At 41.4% G+C, this 23,663-nt stretch carries 22 protein-coding genes; 16 read left to right on the top strand and 6 right to left on the bottom strand.

Annotated elements, in window-relative coordinates:
* Nucleotides 1-62: 62 nt before the first annotated feature.
* The gene (locus H538_RS0102965) at nucleotides 63-317 is read right to left on the bottom strand and encodes an atypical membrane-integrating protein (Mistic protein) (RefSeq protein WP_245595180.1); all 255 of its coding nucleotides are present in this window, start codon (nucleotides 315-317) and stop codon (nucleotides 63-65) included.
* Nucleotides 318-512: 195 nt separating this feature from the next.
* Here H538_RS0102965 and H538_RS0102960 point away from each other — a divergent pair, with 195 nt between their 5' ends.
* From H538_RS0102960 to H538_RS0102905, 12 genes are all read left to right on the top strand, one after another.
* Nucleotides 513-1,811 (top strand): ammonium transporter, encoded by a 1,299-nt coding sequence (locus H538_RS0102960; protein WP_026676308.1) that lies wholly within the window; start codon nucleotides 513-515, stop codon nucleotides 1,809-1,811.
* 18 nt (nucleotides 1,812-1,829) lie between these two features.
* Complete coding sequence (locus H538_RS0102955) at nucleotides 1,830-2,897, top strand: DUF294 nucleotidyltransferase-like domain-containing protein (protein ID WP_026676307.1); 1,068 nt, start codon at nucleotides 1,830-1,832, stop codon at nucleotides 2,895-2,897.
* The gene (locus H538_RS0102950; protein ID WP_051291224.1) at nucleotides 2,894-3,634 is read left to right on the top strand and encodes an exonuclease domain-containing protein; all 741 of its coding nucleotides are present in this window, start codon (nucleotides 2,894-2,896) and stop codon (nucleotides 3,632-3,634) included. The genes H538_RS0102955 and H538_RS0102950 overlap by 4 nt, the downstream gene beginning before the upstream one ends.
* Before the next feature lie 258 nt (nucleotides 3,635-3,892).
* Nucleotides 3,893-4,504, top strand: a complete 612-nt coding sequence (locus H538_RS0102945; protein ID WP_026676305.1) for a DedA family protein — start codon at nucleotides 3,893-3,895, stop codon at nucleotides 4,502-4,504.
* Nucleotides 4,505-4,616: 112 nt separating this feature from the next.
* Nucleotides 4,617-4,928, top strand: a complete 312-nt coding sequence (locus H538_RS0102940; protein ID WP_026676304.1) for a YciI family protein — start codon at nucleotides 4,617-4,619, stop codon at nucleotides 4,926-4,928.
* A gap of 213 nt (nucleotides 4,929-5,141) precedes the next feature.
* On the top strand, nucleotides 5,142-5,567 hold the full coding sequence (locus H538_RS0102935; protein WP_026676303.1) for a VOC family protein: 426 nt from the start codon (nucleotides 5,142-5,144) through the stop codon (nucleotides 5,565-5,567).
* A 166-nt stretch (nucleotides 5,568-5,733) separates the two neighbouring features.
* Nucleotides 5,734-6,507 carry a class I SAM-dependent methyltransferase gene (locus H538_RS0102930; RefSeq protein ID WP_026676302.1) on the top strand — a complete coding sequence of 258 codons (774 nt, stop codon included), beginning with the start codon at nucleotides 5,734-5,736 and terminating at the stop codon, nucleotides 6,505-6,507.
* Between the two features lie 201 nt (nucleotides 6,508-6,708).
* A complete protein-coding gene (locus H538_RS0102925) occupies nucleotides 6,709-7,782 on the top strand; it encodes a hypothetical protein (protein ID WP_026676301.1) in 1,074 nt (357 codons plus the stop codon).
* Nucleotides 7,779-9,737, top strand: a complete 1,959-nt coding sequence (locus H538_RS0102920; protein WP_026676300.1) for an McrB family protein — start codon at nucleotides 7,779-7,781, stop codon at nucleotides 9,735-9,737. Before H538_RS0102925 ends, H538_RS0102920 begins: the two co-directional genes overlap by 4 nt.
* The gene (locus H538_RS0102915) at nucleotides 9,721-11,526 is read left to right on the top strand and encodes a DUF2357 domain-containing protein (protein WP_026676299.1); all 1,806 of its coding nucleotides are present in this window, start codon (nucleotides 9,721-9,723) and stop codon (nucleotides 11,524-11,526) included. The genes H538_RS0102920 and H538_RS0102915 overlap by 17 nt, the downstream gene beginning before the upstream one ends.
* Nucleotides 11,527-11,612: 86 nt before the next feature.
* On the top strand, nucleotides 11,613-11,984 hold the full coding sequence (locus H538_RS0102910) for an iron chaperone (protein ID WP_026676298.1): 372 nt from the start codon (nucleotides 11,613-11,615) through the stop codon (nucleotides 11,982-11,984).
* 425 nt (nucleotides 11,985-12,409) lie between these two features.
* Nucleotides 12,410-13,540, top strand: a complete 1,131-nt coding sequence (locus H538_RS0102905; RefSeq protein ID WP_026676297.1) for a PsbP-related protein — start codon at nucleotides 12,410-12,412, stop codon at nucleotides 13,538-13,540.
* A gap of 174 nt (nucleotides 13,541-13,714) precedes the next feature.
* Here H538_RS0102905 and H538_RS0102895 read toward each other — a convergent pair whose 3' ends face one another.
* Entirely contained in the window at nucleotides 13,715-14,998 is a 1,284-nt protein-coding gene (locus H538_RS0102895) for a DHH family phosphoesterase (RefSeq protein WP_026676296.1), read from the bottom strand.
* 428 nt (nucleotides 14,999-15,426) lie between these two features.
* Here H538_RS0102895 and H538_RS22960 point away from each other — a divergent pair, with 428 nt between their 5' ends.
* A complete protein-coding gene (locus tag H538_RS22960; protein ID WP_051291222.1) occupies nucleotides 15,427-16,398 on the top strand; it encodes a S8 family peptidase in 972 nt (323 codons plus the stop codon).
* Between the two features lie 37 nt (nucleotides 16,399-16,435).
* Here H538_RS22960 and H538_RS0102885 read toward each other — a convergent pair whose 3' ends face one another.
* Entirely contained in the window at nucleotides 16,436-17,875 is a 1,440-nt protein-coding gene (locus H538_RS0102885; protein ID WP_026676295.1) for an Ig-like domain-containing protein, read from the bottom strand.
* A gap of 197 nt (nucleotides 17,876-18,072) precedes the next feature.
* On the opposite strand from H538_RS0102885, the gene H538_RS26935 reads away from it, so the two are divergent.
* Entirely contained in the window at nucleotides 18,073-18,207 is a 135-nt protein-coding gene (locus tag H538_RS26935; RefSeq protein WP_281172149.1) for a hypothetical protein, read from the top strand.
* Nucleotides 18,208-18,388: 181 nt separating this feature from the next.
* Here the strand turns inward: H538_RS26935 and H538_RS0102880 are convergent, their stop codons facing one another.
* From H538_RS0102880 to H538_RS0102870, 3 genes are all read right to left on the bottom strand, one after another.
* Nucleotides 18,389-19,150 carry a PepSY domain-containing protein gene (locus H538_RS0102880; RefSeq protein WP_026676294.1) on the bottom strand — a complete coding sequence of 254 codons (762 nt, stop codon included), beginning with the start codon at nucleotides 19,148-19,150 and terminating at the stop codon, nucleotides 18,389-18,391.
* Between the two features lie 88 nt (nucleotides 19,151-19,238).
* A complete protein-coding gene (locus H538_RS0102875; protein WP_026676293.1) occupies nucleotides 19,239-20,585 on the bottom strand; it encodes a sensor histidine kinase in 1,347 nt (448 codons plus the stop codon).
* 3 nt (nucleotides 20,586-20,588) lie between these two features.
* The gene (locus H538_RS0102870) at nucleotides 20,589-21,278 is read right to left on the bottom strand and encodes a response regulator transcription factor (RefSeq protein WP_026676292.1); all 690 of its coding nucleotides are present in this window, start codon (nucleotides 21,276-21,278) and stop codon (nucleotides 20,589-20,591) included.
* A gap of 164 nt (nucleotides 21,279-21,442) precedes the next feature.
* Here H538_RS0102870 and H538_RS0102865 point away from each other — a divergent pair, with 164 nt between their 5' ends.
* Complete coding sequence (locus tag H538_RS0102865; protein ID WP_026676291.1) at nucleotides 21,443-22,120, top strand: MOSC domain-containing protein; 678 nt, start codon at nucleotides 21,443-21,445, stop codon at nucleotides 22,118-22,120.
* A gap of 27 nt (nucleotides 22,121-22,147) precedes the next feature.
* A complete protein-coding gene (locus H538_RS0102860) occupies nucleotides 22,148-23,653 on the top strand; it encodes an aminoacyl-histidine dipeptidase (protein WP_026676290.1) in 1,506 nt (501 codons plus the stop codon).
* Nucleotides 23,654-23,663: the final 10 nt, after the last annotated feature.

Raw genomic sequence — 23,663 nt, 5'->3', positions numbered from 1 at the left:
ATTAAAGTGTAACGTTTCTATGAAGGCAACACAATAAAACAGATGAAAATGACAATGGAGCGCTATTTTTCATCTTCCAAATCCATAAATGATAAAACTTCTTTCACGATTGTGTTGATTTTATGATTAATGAACGCTTCTCCGTATTTTTTCTTCGCTTTTTCAATGTCTTCAACGACGCGCTCTTCAAATGCGATCAACGGAACATCATCGGCCGCCTCATTGTAAAGATCAATCATGGCATCAAGTCCTTCTTGCATTCGGTCAATCGCATCACTGTATCGTTGTCTCGTTTCCTTATTTAGCCGCACATTCATCACCCTTACCATTATTTCCGTTTACTAAAAAGAAGAAACAACAAAAGCTAACTTTATGCGATCAGGGATCGTATGTTCTCGATATGTTAGAAATTATTACATATTAGAAAAATAGTTTGACAATTCTGTTTGTTATGTCATATAGTATATCTATAAAATGTTAGAAAACATAACACGGGTGAAAGGGGATAAAAAATGAGCGAAAAATGGACATTTATGATGGATTCTCTCTGGGTGGTGGTTGCCGCAGTTTTAGTGATCGGTATGCAGGCGGGCTTTGCACTGCTTGAAGCTGGCTCAACCCGGATGAAAAACTCCGGTCATGTTGCCGGGAAGCAAATAGTAAGCTTTGCAATTGTATCGATTGCCTTTTGGGCGTTTGGCTTTGGGCTGACGTTTGGCGATGGAAATCGCTTTTTCGGTACATCCGGATGGTTTTTGGCGGAGAGCAGCAAAAAAACATTTGCTTCACTTGACTGGGCCAATGTGCCGCTTTCGTTAAAGTTTTTATTTCAAATGGCGTTTGCAGGCGTTTCTTTAGCGATCGCCTGGGGAGGGTTTGCGGAACGGGCAAAACTTTCCGTTTACTTTATCTTCGGCACGTTGTTTACGGTTATCATCTATCCTGTAATTGGCCACTGGGTATGGGGCGGCGGTTGGCTCGGTTCGATGGGAATGCAGGATTTTGCGGGCTCCACGGTTGTTCATTTACAAGGCGCGATTGCTGCGCTTGTTGCGACGGTTTTGCTTGGTCCGCGCATTGGAAAATTCAACAAAGACCGAACGCCAAATCTTATTCCAGGCCATAATCAAGTGTATACAGTGCTTGGCGGCTTGCTGCTCTGGGTCGGCTGGTTCGGATTTAATGCGGGAAGCACAATGAGTGTCGGTGATGGCTTCTTCGGTTATATTGCGTTAACGACAAATTTAGCGGCGGCATCAGGGGCGATTGCGGCAATTTTAACAGCCAAACTATTAACGGGAAAAGCGGACATTCCGGCGATGGTTAACGGGGTGCTTGCCGCTCTTGTTGCCATAACAGCGGCCTGTGCCTTTGTTGAACCGTGGGCTGCCGTTGTCATTGGGGCGGTAGCGGGCGCCTTTACGTTCTGGACTTCGGTCTTTTTTGAGAAAAAAGGAATGGATGATCCGATTTTTGCTTTTTCCGTTCATGGCATTGCAGGAATGATCGGAACCATCTCGACCGGATTGTTCGCATCGCCTCGTTTAGTTGAGAAAGCAGGTGTCGGCAAAGCAGGGCTGTTCTATGGTGGCGGATTCCATCAACTTTATGTCCAAACGATCGGAGTGCTTGGAGCTGCCATTTATGTTGCTGCCATTTCGTTCATCATATTATTCCTATTAAAGAAAACGATTGGCCTGCGTGTGACCGCAGAACAAGAAATCTCCGGCCTCGATATTAGTGAACACGGCTCATACGGATATCCGGAACATCTCGATCCATCCTTAACGAAAAAAGCGGACTCATTTTGAAAGTACAGGTGAATAGTTATGAATGTCCCTGAAAATTGGGAGCAAGTTCTTCACATCATCGATTATGCTCAAAGCCTTGATGAACTGAAAAGAATTCACGAAACACTCATTCCTTTTTTAAAACAACAGACGATTTCGGTGGAGGAAACCGAACGCATTTATTCCTTTCTTAACAGAGCACATAGAGGAATGATGAAAAGAGCACTTGAGTTGGCTGAGAATCGAGTTATCCAGGAGAATGCCGGCAAAAGGCCGGATAAAATCAGCTGGATGATAATGGGGAGCGGCGCGCGCTGTGAGCAAACCGTCTGGACCGACCAGGACAACGGAATCGTTTATTCGTGCGAGAATCATGAGCGGGATGATTGCGAACGATTTGTGGAGCGGTTTTCCGAAATAGGAGTAGAATATTTTAGGAAGATTGGTTATCCACTTTGCCCGGGGAATGTCATGGCAACGAATCCGAGATGGCGGCAGTCAATAGAAGAGTGGAAAATAACGCTCTTAGAGTATTCAAGCGGAACAACGTTCAACAGCATGAAATTCCTTTTCATCGCCATCGACATGGCCCCGATTTACGGGAATGTAGAACTGGTCCATCATTTGCGAGAATGGCTAATTTTAAATGTTAAAACAAGAAAGTCAATTCTTTTTCAATTAAAAGATGCGATTCTCTCACATGAGGTTCCTATCAATCTATTTGGAAAAGTGTTTACAGAAAGATGGGGGGAATATTCGGGCCAATTTGACATTAAAACAGGAGTGTTTTCCCAGTTTGTCAATGCGATCAAGTTTTTAGCTGCTAGCTCTGGCTATCAAGAGACATCCACGTTATCCCGAATGGAACGGCTTTTTAAAGATGGAAAGTTAACCGCGCCAATGTATGAAGAATTGAAGGAAGCATTTACATTTTTATTGTTTTTGCGAGTAAAGAATTCTCTTGCGGAAAAAGGCGACAGCCACTCCCTTGACCAGCATATTTTTTTAAACCGGTTGTCAGCCGATAGCTTAAAGCGGCTAAAGCAGGCGATGAAAATAACGAAGCGGCTTCAAAGCAGTATTTATAAAAGGGGAGATGGTGATTGAATCCTCCTCGCTTTGATGGCAACTTTAAACATATGATTAACCGGCTGCTTTCACTCGGATTGAAAAGGGAACAGCTGATAGGTGGCCATGTATCGCAAGGCGATTTCCAGCATGAAGCGTGGATTCGAAAACAATTGAAAGCGATGAGTAGAAAAAAGATGGGTCTAAATACGCCAATCGAAGAAGTGACGTTTATTATCCTGGATACGGAAACGACCGGTTTTCGCCCCGACCTCGGCGATGAAATCTTTTCGATTGCTGCGGCCCGCATAAAAAACGGAGAAATTACGAATCGTTATTCAACCTTCATCAATCCCGGAAAAACAATACCGGAAAGTGTGCAGCAATTGACGGGTATACAAGATGGAGACGTTAGTCATGCGCCTTTTTTAAAAGATGAAATTCAGTCACTCTTAGACTTTATTCACCATCATATTATAGTCGGTTACCACATCGGGCATGATCTCGCTTTTTTAAACCATTTTCTTTGGAAGACATATAAAACGAAGCTGCCGCAAAGCTCGCTTGAAATGCGGAAAGTGCTGGAATCGTTTCTTCCTGGCATGTCCTTTCCTTTACTTGATGACGCACTTCGCTATTTTTCGATTGAATGCACGAACCGGCATCAAGCAGAGTCGGATGTTTTTGCGATGTGCGAGCTCTGGCAAAAGATTTTTGCAATCATTCGCAAGAAAAATATCCAAACACTTTACGATTTTTACGGGTACATTCGATAATAGGTCTGGTGCATCCTGTTTTTCGGTTTTTTGTCCTTTTAGCCCCCTATTGGAAATTGTTAGCCCTTGCGCCTTGAAATATGTCCATGAGAACCCTTCCATTTGTTATTTCACGGGTTTTTTCTTCTAGCAAAAGCATTTATTCGTCTAACCGAGGCACTTATTTGTCTAACTGCAACTATTTATTCGTCCAGACATGTTTGTCCCCATTCCTGTTTATAATAGTGAATATCCTACTTATGGAATTGAGGGATGAACATGGAACATTTTTTGGGGGAACTTATTGTCCGCTTCGGTTATATCGGACTTTTTGCCGCACTTGCGCTTGGCATTATTGGACTCCCGGTACCCGATGAAACGCTGTTGACATTTGCTGGATATAATGCTTTTTTAGGAAAGCTTCATTTTTCGATTACATTGCTCATTGCATTTATAGGAGCGGCCTCAGGGATATCAATCAGCTATTTGATCGGCTACAAATTAGGGCTGCCTTTTTTGAAAAAATACGGCCCGAAACTCCATATAACGGAGAAGCGAATCGCACGGACCCGGCAGCTTTTTAAAAAATATGGGAATTTCTTGCTCATTCTCGGTTTTTTCATTCCGGGGGTAAGGCATTTGACAGCCTACATTACGGGCATAGCAAACATCGGATGGCGGCGGTTTATGCTTTATGCCTACTCCGGCGCATTGATCTGGAGTATTACCTTCATATCGCTAGGATATAAATTAGGAGAGAAATGGTATATTGTTGGAAAGTATGTTCACAAATACGGATTTTTCGTTTTGCTCATTTGCCTTCTTGCTGCGCTTTTCGTTTTTGCGTATCTTTATCTTAGGAAAGCGAAAGTGACGGGAGAGCCGGGATAATCAAAAGTCGGCTCTCCTATTTTTTTAAAAGGACAGCAATGCAATTGACATAAAATTCTGTTAGTTATATACTAAATGAAGGGAACGTACATTCTTATTGAAGGAGGATTTGATGAAAAGTTTTGCAGTCATTCTTAAAAACAAGAGGAAGGAAGCGCTGACTGACGATTTACTGAATATGCATGTAAAGTATGTAAAACAACTTTATAAGGAAGGGGTATTGAAATTATGCGGCCCTTTTACCGATAACGATGGGGCTTTAATGATTTTTAACTGCCATAAAAGCGAAGACGTCCAACATTTCCTCGCGAATGATCCCTTTATTAAAGAAAAATATTATGGAACATATGAGGTTACGGAGTTTATCGAAGCAAATGACGAAAACAATTGGCTCCTTGACATACCGCAAACCCAAAAAACTTAAGATTCAAAGGCTTTTGATACATAGAAAGCACAGCATAAAAAGCAAAAGATTTGCATTGATAAGAGAAGGAAAAAAGATGAAAATGGTGAATATAATCTATGCGGTTTGCTTCCTAATTGGATAATACTAGCAATCAATAAGAAATTTCTACAATGATTGCATGCTAAAATGAGGAAGAAATGGCAAGCCAACTATTAAAAAGAGGTGTTGTTCATGGTCGTAGGTATTAATCCTTATTTAGTTTTGAATGGAAATGGGCAAGAAGCGGTGAAATTTTACGAAGATGCGATTGAGGCAAAAGTGGTTGCTGTCCAAACATTCGGAGAAATGCCGGAAAATCCTAAATTCCCGATTCCAGAAGAAGCAAAAGGCCGCGTCATGCATGCGCATTTAAAAGTCGGGGATTCAGATCTGATGATTTCTGATACATTCCCCGGCCATTCTTATCAACTTGGAGATCAAGTCACGGTTGCCCTGACGGTTGATGATGTGGAAAAATCAAAAGAAGTATTCGATAAATTGCAAGATGGGGGCAAGGTCATTATGCCGCTTCAGGAAACGTTCTGGAGCCCGTCTTATGGACAAGTAACCGATAAGTTCGGGATTACATGGCAAGTGACGACCCGTGGAGAAAAATAGCTGATCATTTGTTGAAAAAGCGCCATTTTCGAAAAATGGCGCTTTTTTGTATAGCTCTGGAATTGCGTTAAGTGTTTATATGATTCAAATTCCTTATCACTCTATATAATAAAGTTCTAATTTTCTTATCATAACTTTAAGAATAGGATAAAGGAAAAGGAAGGTGATGGAAATGGACATTAAGAAAAGTGTTCAACAACAATTCGGGGACAATGCTGAAAAATACGTCACTAGTAGAGGCCATGCAAAAGGAGCCGATCTTCTGAAAATGGTGGAAATTGCTGAAGTTGAAAAAAACATGTCGTTATTAGATATCGCGACAGGCGGTGGGCATGTCGCCAACGCATTTGCCCCATATGTGAAAGAAGTAGTTGCTTTAGACCTGACGCCTGAAATTTTGGCGGCGGCTGAACGGTTTATTCGCTCAAATGGCCATACAAATGTAACGTTTATCGAAGGAGATGCCGAATCCTTGCCATTTCCAGATGAGTCGTTTCATGTCGTAACATGCAGGATCGCTGCCCACCATTTCCCGAATGTGCAGTCTTTTATAAAAGAAACGCATCGTGTGTTGAAACCAAATGGAATTTTCCTTCTCATTGATAACGTCGCACCCGAAAAAGAAAGTTTTGACCGCTTTTATAACGATGTCGAGAAGAAGCGCGACCGAAGCCATTTTCGGGCATGGAAAAAATCAGAGTGGATTCAATTTCTGGAAACGGCTGGTTTTCATATCGAGTCATTGTTTACGTTTAAAAAAACGTTCCCATTCGACAGCTGGTGTGAACGAATGAAGCTTCCAAATGCCGAAAAAGAACAATTGCGAAATGACCTGATTCAATCAACAGAATCGGTTAAACGCTGCTTGAATATAATTCAGCAAAACGACAATATTGTCAGCTTTCAAGGGGAGGCCATTTTAATAAAGACAAAAAAATAATAGAATGGTAACGTGGAAGGGAGTTCCATTTTAAAGCAGACTGTGAACAGCCTCTCGTTGAGGGGCTGTTTTTTTATGCCGATAAAAGAGGTTCGCATTTTTCATAAAAACAGGGGGATTTTTCCTTACAGTTAACGAAATAATAAATAGGCAGTGTTATAGTTTTAATTAAGAGTTTCAGAGAAAGGAGAGAGACGACCGTTGAATGAGAAAGCCGTATGGAAATGGATTTTTGCACATATGGATGCCAATGACTTAGCCTATCTTGCAGAAGATACAAACCTTCAATTAAAGGGTTTCAGGAAAAAGACGCTACAGAAAAATGTTGTGTTTATGAAACCGCAAATCATTAAAGGTTTTTTAGAATCGAAGGGGCTACAAAAAGTAAAAAAAAGCATTAGAGATCATGTTAAGGAGTGTAAAGAATGTTCAGCTTACTTGCAAATGAAAGAAGAAGAACTGGCTAAACTCATGGAATCTGAAGAAAAGAGAATCGGCCTTTTAAAAGTTTTATTAGCTTCAGAAGATGAGAAGAAACAAAAAGCCGGTAAGAAATTATTTTACGAATGTATAGCTAATGAACAGGAACATGGCATCAAAGTAGATGAGCCAGAAGAGGTTGCTGATGAAGAAGTTCATGCATTAAAAAAGACGATAAAAGATCAAGAAGTAAAACTAAATAAGAAAGAGAAAAAAATAGCGGAACTTCAGCAGCAATTAAGTAAAAAAGAAAATGAATGGAAAAAGGAGAAAGCGAAATGGGAGAAAGAACGGAAAGAACTGCAAAAAATGGTCCAGAGTAAGAGTGAAGAATTCAAAAAGCTAGGAGAGTCATATGCTGATAAACTTGCTCATCTCGAAAAAAGTTATAAGGAAAAACTAGCCAATGCGAAAAATCAAATTGAAGGGTATAAACTGGAAATGGATCATATAAAAGAGCAGTATAAAGCATTGAAAATGGCAACAGAGGAAGCGGCTGCAGGGACAGCGAATGGACAAGTAGCGAGCAAACATATTGCACTGATTGGAAATGCGAAAAATTGGAGCATGCATCCCAATCACCAATTGACGTTGATTGGAAGCGAGCAATTAGATGAGTGGCTTGAGTCTGAAGAGAGTTGGGATGAATACGACGAGGTATGGCTGTTAAAATATGATATAACCCCGGGAAGATTTCGGAAACTTAAAAATCAAATCGAAAAGGGGCACTTAAAGGAGTTTCAAACGATGAATGCACTGGCAAAATATGTAGATCAATTGGAGGCGAGTAGATGACGAGCCTCAGAACATGGGATGTATATTTAATAGGAACGCTTCCGAGTAACGAATATGTGCAACAAAAAATAGGAAGAGACAAAGGAATTTTTATTAATAGCCAAAATGTGATCCAGTCGGTGTTGAAGGTCGTCTCGAAAGAACCGGACCACTTGCCGAAAGAGCGGTTATTTACTTGCTTCTCCCACGACCTGGAGCCATTTGGCTTTATTGATAACAGTATGGAAGCGGATGCGGTGAGAGAAGAACGATTGATTCAGTTTTTAAACGATTATCTTGTTGTCTTTAATCCGTCAAGAAAGATTACAGCATCACGTAACGAAGTCTATCAAGCCAGGGATATCCAGCTCATCCGAAAATCAGATCGTTATAAAGAGGATGACTGGTTTATGCCGATTCCGATTTTTAGCAAGAAGAAAAATGGGCTTTCCTTTGAAGAGTTTACAACACGCCTTTTAAACCAGCGGCATGTCGGAAAAGTCCCGTTTGTTTCAACAGAGCCGAATGATACGCCGGATATTATTTTATGGAAAGACGACGACGGAAGCCTGACGGTGTTTGGCACGTTCCATAGCCATTCATATGCCTACGGCGGATTTTGCTTTATGGCAGATGATTCCCTTTATGTAAAACCATTTCCGGATGACTGGATGGATGATGTATATGAAGTCGATGAATCCATTTTGTTTATACCTGATGGCCGGTATGAAGATCTTCTTTTATTGCTTAAAGGGGAAGGAGCCTCAATGCATACATCCGGAAATCAATCTGAAAGTGCAGGTGAAGTGGCTGCAGCCATCATGGAAGTTGTTCGGCCAAACGAAATCGCGGAAGACGGAAAGTCTCCGATCGATTACGAGCAAGAAGAACTGAAATTTTTGGATCATTTTATTCAATTAACGAAAGAAAATGGATTGTATTATGAGGCGAAAGACCTCGTCAATTTTCATACGGCGATGAAAACATCCAATCTTGTCATTTTGCAAGGAATGAGCGGGATTGGAAAAACGAGGCTCGTTTCAAGCTATGCAAGGGCGTTAAATATTCATAATGACAGGCAATTTACGATTATTCCGGTGCGGCCGGCGTGGGGCGATGATGCCGACTTAATCGGGTATGTGGATGCTATGAATCATCTGTTTCGCCCGGGCGATTCAGGGCTTGTAGATGCAATCATTCGAGCGGCGAAAGAACCGGATCATTTATTTATGGTTGTCTTTGAGGAAATGAACCTGGCTCGGGTAGAGCATTATTTTTCTCAATTTTTATCTGTTTTAGAGCTGGATGCGGACAGGCGGATTATCGGGCTGTACAATGACCATCTGGAAAGCGGGCTGAAAAATGCCAATCAGTATCCAGCGAAAATTCCAATCGGCAGCAATATGATGTTTGTCGGGACCGTAAATATGGATGAATCAACGTATCATTTTTCCGATAAAGTACTTGACCGGGCGAATGTCATTAACTTGCATGTCCTTCCTTTCACCCGATTACGGGAACGGACGAATGTTCGTACGTTAACTAGTAAAATGTCGTATCCGCTATTTCATTCCTTTAAAAAGCAGGAAGAAACGCTGCAGCTAAGTGAACGGGAAGCTGAATGTTTATGGGAGCTGCATCTGCAAATGCAGGAAGCAGGGAGATATTTAGGCATCGGTCCGCGCGTTGTCCGGCAAATTGACCGTTATTTGCAAAATCTAGTTCCAAGTCCTTATCTTTCAAGGCGGGAAGCCTTTGATTTGCAAATGGTCCAGCGCGTTTTGACAAAGATAAGAGGTAGCGAAGAATTGCTTCACCCTGTAATCGGATCGCTTCACCCTGAGTCAAATGAAGTCGTCGGCGGTTCCTTTTTATCCGTTCTAAAGCGGTTTGAAGATATTTCCGATTTTACTGAGACGAAGAAGGTGTTACGCCAAAAAGCGAAAGAGTTGAAAATGAATGGGTTTACATTCTAATGTGCCATTTTCATTAATATTTGAACAAGGGTATAAAAGACAAGAAGTGACCAATTTTTGTACGGACGCCCATTTTCCCGATACATTCGTTCCCGTTGAAATAATTGAAAATGTAGAATTAAAGGTGACGTTCAACAGCAATGATGATCAGGCAAAGTTTTATTTTGAAGGGCTAGAATCCATCGAACTGCAGGATGATGGCGAAGGAGATGACGAACGGTTTATTACGCCCTCACCCGAGCCGCTTGTCCTTTTTAAAAACGATTATTTTCCGTTAATCCCGGGGAAGTATTTGTTGAAAGTGGTGCAAGCCGGCATTTCCTACTATTCCATCGTGAAAGTCAGCCCGAAACAAATAACGGAAGACCAATGGGAAATGATGAAGCGAGAAATTGAAGGGTATGTACAAGGTTTAGGCAGGGAGCTTGTAAAAAGCCACTCTTTTTTCCCGGATGATCATAATGATCTATTCTCGCCTAACCGTTTAAGCCAGATTCAAATCATCGAAAAACATTACCATTCTCTTATGGCTGCCATGAATGACCTTTATTCAAAAGCCAACTATCGAGTAAAAAAAGAGTATAAAATGATGGCGGCCGAACGGGCAAAAAAACTCGATGAACGTACGATCGGGCACCGGATGAGGCGCCTTGAATCAGATCAAAAGCTGCTGGCACCTTCACCAACGTTTGATTATGATCTTCCTGAAAATAGATGGGTGAAAAAAATTATTGGTTTTCTTTTAAATGTGTTAAAAGAATGGAATGAGATAGCGGGCCAGTATCTTGACCAGCTACAAATGGACAGACGGGAGCTGGAACGTTTTTCATCTTATCAAGAAAACACGCGTCTAGAAATGAACGATAAAGTAAGAACACTCGAAGAATTTAGCTGTTTTTATAGAGAAACGAAAAAAATGTACAGCTCACTGCTATTCATGACGAGGGCGGACTGGTATAAAGAAGTGAAGGAGCCAAGGCTTGAGCCCCCTAATCAAGTCATGTTTCTCGACTCAAGGTATCGGGCGATTTATAGAGTATACCGTGATTTAAAAAAGGAGCGTTTAGAACCACTGGCCAAAACGTATCGCCTGCAATGGAAACGATCTGAAAAGCTATACGAATTGTGGGGAATCCTTCAATTGATCGAAATGTTGAAGGAACTTGATTTTACTCCGTATGATGGATGGGTCTTTTCAAATGCTATGAAACAGATTCCGACATTAGAGCCGGGTACAATCATTTCGTTTAAAAAGGAAACAATTCGGGTCAACCTTGTCTATGATACTGAAATTCCGCTTGTGGGCAGGGAAACGGATCGCAATAGCCATCCAATCTACACGAGTTCGAGAAACAATCGGCCGGATGCGAGGCTGGATCTTTTTCAAGATCGTCTATTTATCGGAAGTCTTATGATTGATTTTAAATATCGTCCATTGAAATACATTTGGGATCACTCTCTATTGAAGACAAGAACCAAGCTGACGTCAATGGAACAGTTGTTGAATTATAGCAGTGCATGCCGCTCGCTCTATTTATTCGGAGCCGGTTCAATCGCTACATCTATTAATCCTGTTTATGAAGTATGGGCGGCCTATCCCGATCAATATGGAGAGGATCAAGCTTCAATTAAAAGCGATGACTTTGACATTCGGCTTGTTCCCCTGACCCCTGGTAAGTCTAAAAAGCGTGCAATTGATGATTTACGGAGCGTTATTCGCGGGATGTTGATACGGAAAAATCAATTTCATCTCTTTAACGTTCCATCATCGGGCCAATTAATGGAATAAAATTGCGAATGGCTTAAGGATATAGGGGATAAGCCTTTAGAATGCGAATTTTTAGCGGAAATAGCACTCTATCGAAGGAGGAAGACATGGAAGTTTTTGCGAACTATTTAGCTGGCATCGATAATCCCGACCATAGAAGTCGAACAGAGGAAATTTTGGCGTGGGTAGCAGATAAATACCCAAATTTAGAACCGCAAATGAAGTGGAATACGCCAATGTTTTCCGATCACGGGACATTTATCATCGGCTTTTCCACGGCGAGACATCATTTGAGCGTTTCGCCCGAAGAAGCAGGCATTGCGCAATTTGCAGATGACATTGCACAGGCCGGCTACAGCGCTACTAAAGGCTTGTTTCGAATTCCATGGAATGAGCCGGTAAATTACGGATTGCTTGAGAAAATCATTGAATTCAATATAAAGGATAAAGCGGAATATACGAAATTTTGGCGGAAATGACACATAAAAACGCATGACACGAAAAAATGTCATGCGTTTTTAAATGGAAAAGTTATTGCACTTTTGGATGGGCAGTGCACCCGTTCCCCCTATTTATTCAGAGCCGGTTCAATCGCAAGGGTCACTTTATACTATCCAAAAGATCAATCGCTATACCCTATTCCAACAATTCTTTGATTTTCCATACTTACAAAAATTTAATTTTATAGTGAAAATTTAAAATATCCCACTTTATTAATTTGTCGTTATTCCTCAGATCGCAACCTTCTTTTTAGTGCTTACGACCCATAAAAATAAATGAAACCAGGCATAAAGTATGATTTTTATAAAAATTGAAACAGAATGGTTAATCTTTAAGTATAATTGGGAAATAGAAAATGAAATATTTTTTCAAAAAATGAAATTTAAAGAAATGGGGAGAAAGAATGGGGAATTTAGTAAACTACAAAAAGATTTCCATGTTACTTGCCGCTTGTATGCTAACAGGGGCGATTTTGAGCGGGTGCAGCTCCGACAAAGAGTCCGCTGGAAAGGATGCATCACCAAAAAAAGAAGAGCAATCGAAAAAAGATGATACTTCAAAAGAAACAAAAGAGACGGAAATTAAAGGTACTGCTTTAAAAAACGATAATGAAAGCTTACAGTTAACAATCCCTGATGGCTGGGTACAGGATAAAGAGCTAAATCCATTAGCTGTTCTTAGCGCGTCCAAACGTTCAGATGAAAAATACATTATGGTTATTCCGTATAATAAAAAGGATTTCAGTGAAAATTCAAAATTAGATGACTTTGCTAATACGATCAAGCAGAACATAGGAGCTACAGCAAAAAATTTAGTTGTTGGAACTGCGAGTGATACGAAGGTTGGCGACCTCCCTGCGAAACAGGTTGATATAAGCGGGGAAGTAAATGGAGTAAAAGCAAAGTATTTAATGACGTATTTAGAAAAAGGAGATCACTTCTATCAAATTGCAGCATGGACAACCGAAAGCAAATTCGATCAATACAAAGATGAGTTTAAGCAAGTTTCCGAATCATTCCGTGTGTTGAAGGATGATGTTCCAATGATGCATACGAAGTCAAACCATTCGGATAAGCCTTTTACAAGCGTACCGCTCGTTTTAAAAAGTGATAACGGAAAGTCCAGTATTGCGGTAGACGGGGATTGGAAAAAGGAAACCGGCCTTATTCCGGATGCTTCAATTCAAGCAACGAATATTGGAAAAGAGGAATATATGGGCGTTATTAGCGAGCCAAAGAGCTCACTCGGTGGTGCTACGCTTACCGATTATTATAAAGCGATTAAAGACAACATGGAGAAAAACACCGTGAAAAATGCAAAAACAACGAAACCAGTAAACTTAAAAATCAATAACAAAAAAGCGATCCAATTTGAGTTGTCGGGAGAAGTAGACAATGTGAAAATTACGTATTTAATGACGTTAGTTGAATCGTCAAAGGATTTCCACCAGGTGATTTTCTGGACGCTTCAGCAGCGAATGGACAGCAAACGAGAACTGTTTAAAAAATACACGAAAACGTTTAAAGTAAAATAATGCAAAAAGCAGCACGGTGTCCGTGGACACTGTACAGCTTTTCTATTGGATTTTATCGGCAATGAACAATACATTGTTTCTTTTTTATGAGGATCATACGACAAAGACAAAGGAATTCAACAGCGAATACATTGTTCGCCAAACAGATTACGGCTACGTAAAGAAAGGAAGGCATCATTCGTGATGGAATGATGCCTTTTCTTCATGAGCCACTCTCTCCATAACCTTCGCATAGTTCTCTCGCAATTCTTCTTCTGCTACTTTATAAGTAGCCGATAGGAACTGAAGGTATTTATCATCATACAGTAAAGTTACACTGAAATGGCGTTTAGCATAGTGCTCCGCTTCAGCAAAGGTTGGAAACGAGCCGATCGGAATGCTGTTATGAATCAGTTCCCACGTTCCGTTTTCGAACGGCCTAATATTTGACATTTCTTTTTGATGGTTCATAAAAAGTGTTCCGAAACGATTTTCTTTCACGTTATATTGATTATCGCGCGGGTCTCTTTTTCTTGGCATAAGCTGAAAGGCAGGAACGACAAAGCGTTCAAACGTTTTTTCCGTTAGGGGGCAGCCTGAAGCTTTCGGGTGCCCGCCACCACCAAATTGGCCTGCAAAAGCCGAAACATCGACATGGTCATGAATCGTCCGAAAACCGACTTGTTTTCTGCCGATGTTCAATATGACAATTAAATCAAGATGCGGATTTTCGGTGTTCAGCACATTCCCCAGTTCAGAATGATACCGTTCTGCATGAACAATTCCGATTCGGTATTGGCCTTCGTTATCATCATTCACATACGCTTCCCATGTTTCGACCATTTGTCTTTCCTTTGAGATAATGTAGCGTTCGATTTTCTCTTCTTCTAAATGTAACAAGGTTTGTTCCAAATCAGTGAGCTCGAACGTTTCTTCCGTTCGAATCCGTTCCATCATCGTCTGTTCAAAGTGTTCTGAACTAAACATGAAAAATAGCTCATTGAGATGCTTTGCTTTCAGGTTGTTCGTCTCACTCCATTCCCACGTGTCGTAAAGGCGGACTAATTCAACATACTCGCGGAGTGGTTCTTTTTCTTCTATTCGGCCATTTTGAACAAAGTAATCGTATAAAAGGGAAGTGGCGGCGGTCTTTCGTCCATCCTCATAAACTTCTTTGACATGTCCCCAGTCATATTCATTAAACTGAAGTGCCGTCACATGGTGATCAAAAAGATAAACTTCTCCTCCGTTTTTGTACCGTTCATCAAGGCAGGCGGCAAGCTCTTCATTGACCGCGATGTCGGTGATGTAAATGGGCAGCCCGTTATACTCCGGGTTATCAAGAAATTCCCGAACCCTTCTGTTGATCGTGTCGTGCGAACAGTAGCTTGCGTCAACGTTGTCATCGCCAAAAGCAATTTTTGCAATTAAGCCGCACGATTTTCCGTCTAAATCATTGTGAGAAAATAATTTAATCATAGTTTTACGCCTTTCTCTTTTGTATATGTTCAAAAAGGGGGACAAACAGAGCCAAGAAGTTCAAGAAAGCGTAGCCTCCGAGTACCAGAACGTATGCAATTAATACGTGAGGAACGCAGGAGCAAGCTGACGTAGAAATTCGCTGGCAATGTTTCCCGGACTTTTTGAACAGCCTCTTGTTTTTTCACGTTTTATAGTATGTTCAGAAAGTACCAGCTCTAACAATCCGGGCATATTGACACAACAAATAAAAAATAAAGGATATTTTCTAGTAGTTATGGCTCATTTTTCTCTATATTTATTGAATATTCGAACATATGATGGTACACTAAGTGAAATTATTTTAAAGCTAGTCCATTTAAAAAAATGATGAAGCAAAGCACCTCGCCTATGCATGAACGTTTCTAAAACGAAAAGGAGGATGAACGATGAGTGGAGTTCGATTAATTCCTTTTGTGTTGGAAGAAGTGTTGCAAAATCCGGAACAGGAAATTCCTTATGGTGTCCAAATGATTAATGCTCCCGAAATGTGGAAAAACGGGGAGAAAGGGACCGGTGTTGTTATCGCAGTATTGGATACGGGGTGTGATCTGGAGCATCCTGACTTAAAAGACCGCATTATTGGCGGTAGAAGCTTTGTTGGAGATGATCCGGATGATTTCGCGGACGGACATTTCCACGGCACGCATGTTTGCGGAACGATTGCTGCAACATTGGACAAACAGGGGGTTGTAGGCGTCGCTCCAGAAGTCAAGCTGTTAATCTTACGCGTCCTTGACAAAAATGGAAGCGGCAGTTATGAGGGCATTACAGAAGCGATTCAATATGCAACGAAATGGAAAGGGCCGAATGGAGAAAGGGTGCGGATCATTTCGATGTCGCTTGGCGGTCCTGATGATGTACCTGAGTTGCATAAGGCAATCCAGGAAGCCGTACAAAACGAAATTCTCGTCGTTTGCGCAGCCGGCAATGAAGGCGACAATGACGACCGAACGGATGAAAAATCTTATCCGGGCTACTATAAAGAAGTCGTCGAAGTCGGTGCGGTCGATGAGAAGAAGAAGCTGGCCGAATTCTCGAATACGAATGACGAAATTGATCTCGTCGCACCAGGCGTGAACGTCATTTCGTGTTACCCTGGCGGAAAATACGCTAAGCTTTCCGGCACTTCAATGGCCACTCCGCATGTCAGCGGCGCGGCGGCCGTCCTTATTACGAAAGAAGAAAAAGAGTTTGGCCGTGAATTGACGGAAGCCGAAGTGTACGCCCAATTATGTAAAAATACACAGCCGATCGATGCTTCGAAACGTGCTGCAGGAAATGGTTTATTGTATTTGCAAAGCTCGAATCAAGATGGAAGCAAAGTGCCGAAAGAAGAGAAAGTTTTTATTAAAAAATAGAGGCAAAACCCTTGTCCGATTGACGGACAAGGGTTATTTATTTTTTTACTTTAATTGTCGTTATGCTGCTTGTATTTCCTGATGTATCGGTTGCTGAAGCTTTTATTAACGTACCGGCTTTTTGAGGTTTTATTGAGATTTTTACGTTCCCTTTTTGATCGGCTTTCGCGGCTCCAATCGTTTTTTTGCCGACCGCTAGCTTAACCGTTGAATACGATTCAGCCTTACCCGTGACACTTTTCGTTTTTGAAGTGATGCTATTGATTTTAGGTGCTGAAGGTGCGGTCCGATCTTTCACTTTGACCGTTGCTGCAGGACTTTGTGTATTTGTTTTATCAACATAGTATATCGTCAGGCTACTATTTGCTTTTTGAATAGGAATGGATAGTTTGAAAGATCCTTTCGCGTCCGCGATCGCAGCTCCTATTCCTTTTGTTCCCGCTTTGACGGTTACGTTTGATCCGGGCAGCGCTTTGCTCCCTGTTACATACTTATCGTTATCATCAACGGTGTTGACTGAAGGGGCATTTAATTTTTTTGTAATGTAGCTTGAAGAAATATAGTAGGTCTTTGTGCTATTTCCAGGTTTAACTGGATACCAGACAAATTGATTATGCCGACTGGAAACTTCATCATATGTAAAGTTCCCTGCAATTGTAAGTGTTGTTTGCTTCTTTATGGGCACACTGCTGCTATCTGTCGTCGGTTTTGAACGTAAATTTGCACTTTGTGTTGTTACAACAGCTTCTCCTTTCATAAATGAATACCTTGAAGCATTGAGCGGCTTTGTAATGGTGTACAACGTTTTCAGAAATTTAATGTTTTCGTTTGATTGCGGATCGTATTGAAAGTCTTTTGCAAGAAACGGGATAGGCGTCAATTTCATACTATCTAAAAAGTTGAATTCTTCAATATGATGGAATACTTTTTCCTGATACGCGTTCATGTTCTTTTTGCCTGTCGCTTGAACAATTGGACTGTTTTTTGGTTTCGTTCCATTATACGCCATCACTGGAAAGTACCAATTTTCGATTATATTGGACGTCATGCCTTTAATTTTCGGAAGATCGTTCCGTTTGTACATATTGGCTACTATTTCAACTCCGGCATTAATATTATAAACAACATCATTTTTCAATTTGTTCGTGTCATACCCTGTTTGATTGGTAATTTGCATGACTCCGATTCCTCCGTCAGGGGAGATAATCGGCTTGCCGTTCGCATCAAATTGTTTCCAATCCCCGCTTTCCTGAGTTGCAATTCCTTTTACCACTTCAGGAGGAATTTTCGCCTTTATTGCGGCTTGTGTAAGCAAGCAGTTTATTTGTTGATAAGTTGGATTAACGCCTTGTTTCGGAACGTATCCACAAGTTGCTGCTTGAGCTGAAGCGGCGAAAGAAACATTCGGAAAAACTGGAGACAAAAGAAAAAAGGCTGTACTAAGCAATAGGGTCAGTTTACATTTACTAGATTTCATCGGGACTCCTCTCAAAATCTATTTTTCCGAATTATACCATAATGGAAGCTAGAATAGTATTTTTGCAGTAATAAAATCTTTTGAGAATAGAGCAATTATTCGTTTTGAAAGGGAAAACTGTCCTAATTTTATGAGGATGTACTTGAAATCGGGATCGTTATACCCAAAACTCGTGGAAAGATACGAGAATTCCATGAATGGCTGACTTAAACGAAAAAATTACGTTCAAATCAGGAAGCATATTGTCCGTACTGGGTGACTTATTGTCCAAATCGGAAATCATATTGTCCAAACTACAGGCTTTATTGTCCAGACAAGTGTTTATTGTCTGATCGGCAGAGTATACTGTCTGATCGAGAGAAATATTGTCCAAATTACAGACTTTATTGTCCAAACTAAGAATTTTATTATCCAAACGTATTTATAAATGAAAAACAAGAGGCGAAATTGAATAGGGTAAAAAACAAAAGCCGGAATGGCATTTTACACCACTCCGGCTTTTAACAGTTTCAATTAATCTTCATGGTCCGGGGTTTCTGCTTTAACTGAAAGAACGCTGCCGGAAGTCGCATCAATTTTTACTTCATAGTCTTTTGATTTGCCTTGTATGTTAATTTCATAAACAAGCTTTCCGCGCTTCTTATCCAATTCGATATCGGTGACGGTTCCATTTTCTTTTGTCAAGGCATTGGCAGCTGCTTGATCGATGCTGATTTTCGCTCTTGCATTTCCAGGCAGGTCATCATCGACTTCTTTTGGTTTCACGTTAAGTACTTTTCCGGTGGCTGCATCGATTTTCACTTCATGAGCGGTCGTTTTTTCCTGAAGATCAATTTCATATATCATCTTCCCGTGTTCCTCGTCCAACTCAAGATCGACAGGAGTGCCTTTTGCGTGTGCCGAAGCAATGCTAACCGCTTGATCAACGCTTATCTTCGGGTTAACATTCTGGAGGTGATCTTCATGATCATCGCCATTGTGTTCTTCATCTTTTTCTACGTTAATCATTTTTCCGGTATTTGCATCAAGGTCCACATCATATCGATTGTTATGCGCAATCACATCCATATCATATACAACTTTTCCATCATCGTGATCCAATTCTTGTTTTGTCACTTTTCCTTTTAATTGATCGGCAACCATTTGCCTTGCCTGTTCTTTTGAAATTTTCACGTTTGCATTTGCGGCATGAACCACGACCCCCGCTGTTCCAATACCAGCTGCGAGCGCTAAGGCAGACGCAGAAACGATCCCTTTTTTCTTTCCAAATTTCATCTTAAAATTCCTCCCTGTTTTAACCTGTTTCTAGACTACCCGGCTAACATGAAACGATCATGAAAGGAAGATTAAAAGATGATGAGATTCATGAAGGCAATGTGATCGTAAAACTTGTCCAGCTGCCTTCCTTGCTTTCAACTCGGATGGTTCCGCCCAATCGATCTACGATGGATTTTGCTATCGACAATCCTAAACCAGAACCGCCCGTTTTTCGTTGCCGCGATTTATCAACCCGGTAAAATCGGTCAAATACCGCTTCTAATTCGTTTTCCGGAATGCCAATGCCGTAATCTTTTACAGTGATAGAGGCTCCACTTCCCGCATGTTGCACAAAAAGGTCAATTTCTTTTTCACTGTACTTGAGCGCATTATCAAGCAATATGAGAAGAACTTGTTCCAGCTTTTCCGGGTCGGAGCGGATGAAAAGTTCGTGATCCTCATGATGAATATGGATCGTCCGATTGTGAATCCGCTGGAGCGGCTGCAACATTTTTTTGCAAAAAGAGACGAAATCGATCGATTCTTTTTTTAGTTTTGTTTCTTCTTGTTCCTCTGAAGCAATGTAAAGTAATTGGCGCGTCAATGTTTTCATTCGGATCGCTTCAGAATAAATCGCATCGACCGCTTCCTTTTGAATGTCAGGATCGCTTGTTCCCCAGCGCTTTAAAAGCTTTGCGTAGCTTTCGATCACGGTAAGCGGCGTTTTCAACTCATGGGAAGCGTCTGCAAGAAATTGCTGCTGCCTGGTAAAGTTTTTCTCAAGCTGCCCGATCATCGCATTAAACGTGTCTGCCATCATATGAAGCTCGTCTTTCGACTTTTTCTCTATCTTAATTTTTTTAAAACTTCCGCTCTCTTGAATGTCTTTCATCGTATGGCTCATAGAAGCGATCGGTTTTAATAAAAGGTTTGACAAGAGCCTGCCGCCAATGATCGATAAAAGGAGAGCGACAATAGATGCTCCAAGTATAATCATCATTAATGTCGACATCGTCTCACGGAAAGCGTCAAGGCTCTCAGTGATTTCAATGTTCGCTCGAGGGTGATCCTCGTCCGGAATTGGAAGGCGGTAGGTAAGGCAAAAGTCGTCATCGATACGTACGATGGCAAAATCATCATCGTTTGAAAAATGAACGGGCAATTTTTTAAAATCATCATCATCACTGGCTTCATTTAGTACGTTGAACCGAGAATCAATAATTCGAATCATTCCATCATCAGGCGTGTAAGGAGAAAGCAATTTCGAATCGCCCTTCAATAGCTCCGCTGTTTTATAGTTTTTCATTAAAAGTACAGCCTGACTTTCCAGCGTGCTTTTTTCTTGTTCCATTGATTGTTCATAAAATAGCAAGCAAACAAGGATGTTGACGATCAAAAGAAGAACAAGCAGAAAAAGGCTGGCGAAAAGCTGCAATTTTGTCCTGATTTTCATCAATCAATGCTCCTTCATACTGTAGCCGACACCTCGATAGGTTTGGATGAGCTTTTGGTCATAGTCATGGTCAATCTTTTTTCGTAAATAACGAATATAGACGTCAACCACATTCGTATCCCCTATAAAATCATATCCCCATACTTCCGTAATGATTTGCTCCCTTGTTAGTACATGGTTTTTGTTTTTCATTAAATAGACGAGCAAATCAAACTCTCTCGGCGTCAGTTCAATCTCATTTCCGGCACGCAGGACATCGCGGGTGCCTAAATGAACCGAAAGATCGTTGACATATAACGATTGTGAATCTAAATGGGCTTTCCGGGGCTGACTTGTTCTTAAAGCTACCCGAATTCTAGCGAGCAATTCTTCGATTTCAAAAGGTTTCGTCACATAGTCGTTGGCTCCGTGATCAAGCCCGCTCACTTTATCCGGTACGGCATCTCTTGCGGTTAATAAAATGACAGGCGTATGTTCATCGGCCATTCGCAGGCGCCGTAATACTTCAAGCCCATTCAGTTCAGGGAGCATAATGTCGAGCAATATACAATCCCATGTTTCGTTTTTTGCTTTCTCTAACCCGGTTTTCCCATCAAAAGCGGTCTCGGTCTGGTAGCCTTCATAGTTGAGCTCAAGGCTCAACACACGGGCGATTTTTTCCTCATCTTCTATAATTAAAATTCTTCTATCCACATGACACGCTCCTCTCTATTCGAATTGTACCAAATCTATATTAAAAAATGATGAGAGCGACGTATTCAAAGCATTTCCAAAAAGTGTAGCGGAATTTTTCGAAATAAGGTACTTTTTAAATAGGAGAAAAATGATTGGACGTTTTACCAAGGGAGGGAATGTCGTTGAATCAGTATCAAATCGTTTCTATAAATGTCGGGAAACCATCAACATTATACACCGACGGGCAAGAAATCCAGACAGGGATCGTTAAGCGGCCGGTACATGCGCCTGTTCATCTAAAAACGTTGAACTTTGAAGGGGATGGCCAGGCGGATCTTGTCCACCATGGCGGGGCCGATAAAGCAGTTTGTGTCTATCCCCATGACCATTATGTATATTGGGAGAATGATTTGAAACTTACACTTTCGCCGGGAGCTTTTGGCGAAAATCTGACGGTAAAAGGATTAACCGAGGACAAAGTCCATATCGGGGACATTTTTCAATTGGGAGAGGCGGTCGTTCAAGTGAGCCAGCCGAGGCAGCCATGCTTTAAACTGGCAAAAAGGTACGGGATCAAGGAACTGCCGCTCAAGTTTCAAACGACCGGTTTCACAGGCTATTATTTTCGCGTGTTACAAGAAGGAATTGTTCGCGAGCGGGATGCACTAAGCCTTCTCGAAGAACATCCTATGAAACGATCAGTACAGTACGCCAATACGATCATGCATCACGATAAGAAAAATCGTGAGGGGATTGAGATGCTATTAAACGTCGATGCGTTATCGGCCAATTGGAGAGCAACATTTGAAAAAAGACTTCAGGGAATTGAGCCGGATGCGTCAAAAAGGCTCGAAGGATAAATTTTTACATAGGAAAGGATGATAGGTATGTTTCAAAGTTTGGAAGAGTTGACACGCCATCCAGTGTTTCATTATTTTCAAGAAATATCCAATATCCCGCGATGTTCCGGACATGAAAAAGAAATTAGCGATTATTTAGTCCGGTTTGCGAAAGAACGAAATCTGGAAGCGATTCAAGATGAAGCGCTTAATGTGATCATTAAAAAACCGGCAACAGAAGGATATGAACAAGCCCCGGTTGTCATCCTCCAAGGGCATATGGATATGGTTTGTGAAAAAAATCAAGGGACAAAGCATAATTTCGAGCATGATCCGATTCGCCTGAAGCTTGAAGGGGACATGCTGTACGCGACGGATACAACACTTGGCGCGGACAATGGGATTGCAGTTGCCTATGCTCTTGCCTTGCTTGACTCAAACGAAATTCCACACCCGGCTCTTGAGGTCGTGATCACGACAGAAGAAGAAACAACGATGGCCGGAGCGATTTCCGTTGATCCGTCCCATTTTACAGGTGAACTTTTCATTAACCTAGATTCCGAAGAAGAAGGAAAACTTCTTGTCAGCAGTGCGGGAGGTGTGAAAGGAGACCTTGTTATTCCGATCAGCTGGACCAACGTCACGTACCCATTAACTGCTTGCCGCCTGAGTATACGAGGATTAAAAGGCGGACATTCCGGAATGATGATTGATAAAGAAAGAGGAAATGCGAACAAACTTCTCGGACGGGTTCTTTATGACCTGTTTAATGAAGGATCGTTTCTATTATGTGAAATTAATGGCGGCTTGAAATCCAATGCGATTCCGCGGGAAGCGGACGCTATCCTTTTAGTGGAAGATCAATTGATCGGGAAAGTAGAGCAAAAAATAAAAGAATGGAATGATCGATTGAAGACCGAGTTGCGCGTATCCGACCCTGATGTCTCGCTACTCTTTGAAAAAGTAGAAAGCCCTATCGGCAGCAGGGCATTTTCGAAAGAAACGACGGAAAAAGTGATTCACGCGCTCATGTTAACTCCGAATGGCGTTCAAAAAATGAGTTTGGATATTGAAGGGCTTGTGGAAACTTCAACCAATCTTGGTGTCGTCGCTACGTCAACGAAAGAAGGGGAAGTCGTTTTTCAAAATGAAATCCGCAGTTCCGTCAAAAGCGAGAAGGAATATATCCTCAATCAGGTGAAGGCGCTGGCGGAGGTATTACACGGTAAGCTTGAGATCAGCGCGGGATATCCGGAATGGGCGTACAAACCTGATTCGGCCATCCGCGAGCTATGCCAAAAAGTCTATAAAGAAATGTATGGAAAAGAAGCAGAAATTGTCGCCATTCATGCGGGGCTTGAATGTGGTGTATTTACAGAAAAAATCCCCGGTTTAGATGTGATTTCCATCGGTCCTGACATGTACAATGTCCATACGCCGGATGAGCATATAAGTATCTCTTCTGCCATTCGAACGTGGGAGTACTTGCTTGCCGTTTTAAAAGATATGAAGAATCTAAAGAAGAAAAATAGAAAAGCCTTGCATATGGAATAGTTTTAAGGAA

This window comes from Fictibacillus gelatini DSM 15865, from assembly GCF_000430745.1.
In the GTDB taxonomy this organism is placed as follows: domain Bacteria; phylum Bacillota; class Bacilli; order Bacillales; family Fictibacillaceae; genus Fictibacillus_A; species Fictibacillus_A gelatini.
The sequence above is the reverse complement of the archived record's forward strand: the minus strand, read 5'-3'. Positions and strand labels throughout refer to the sequence as shown.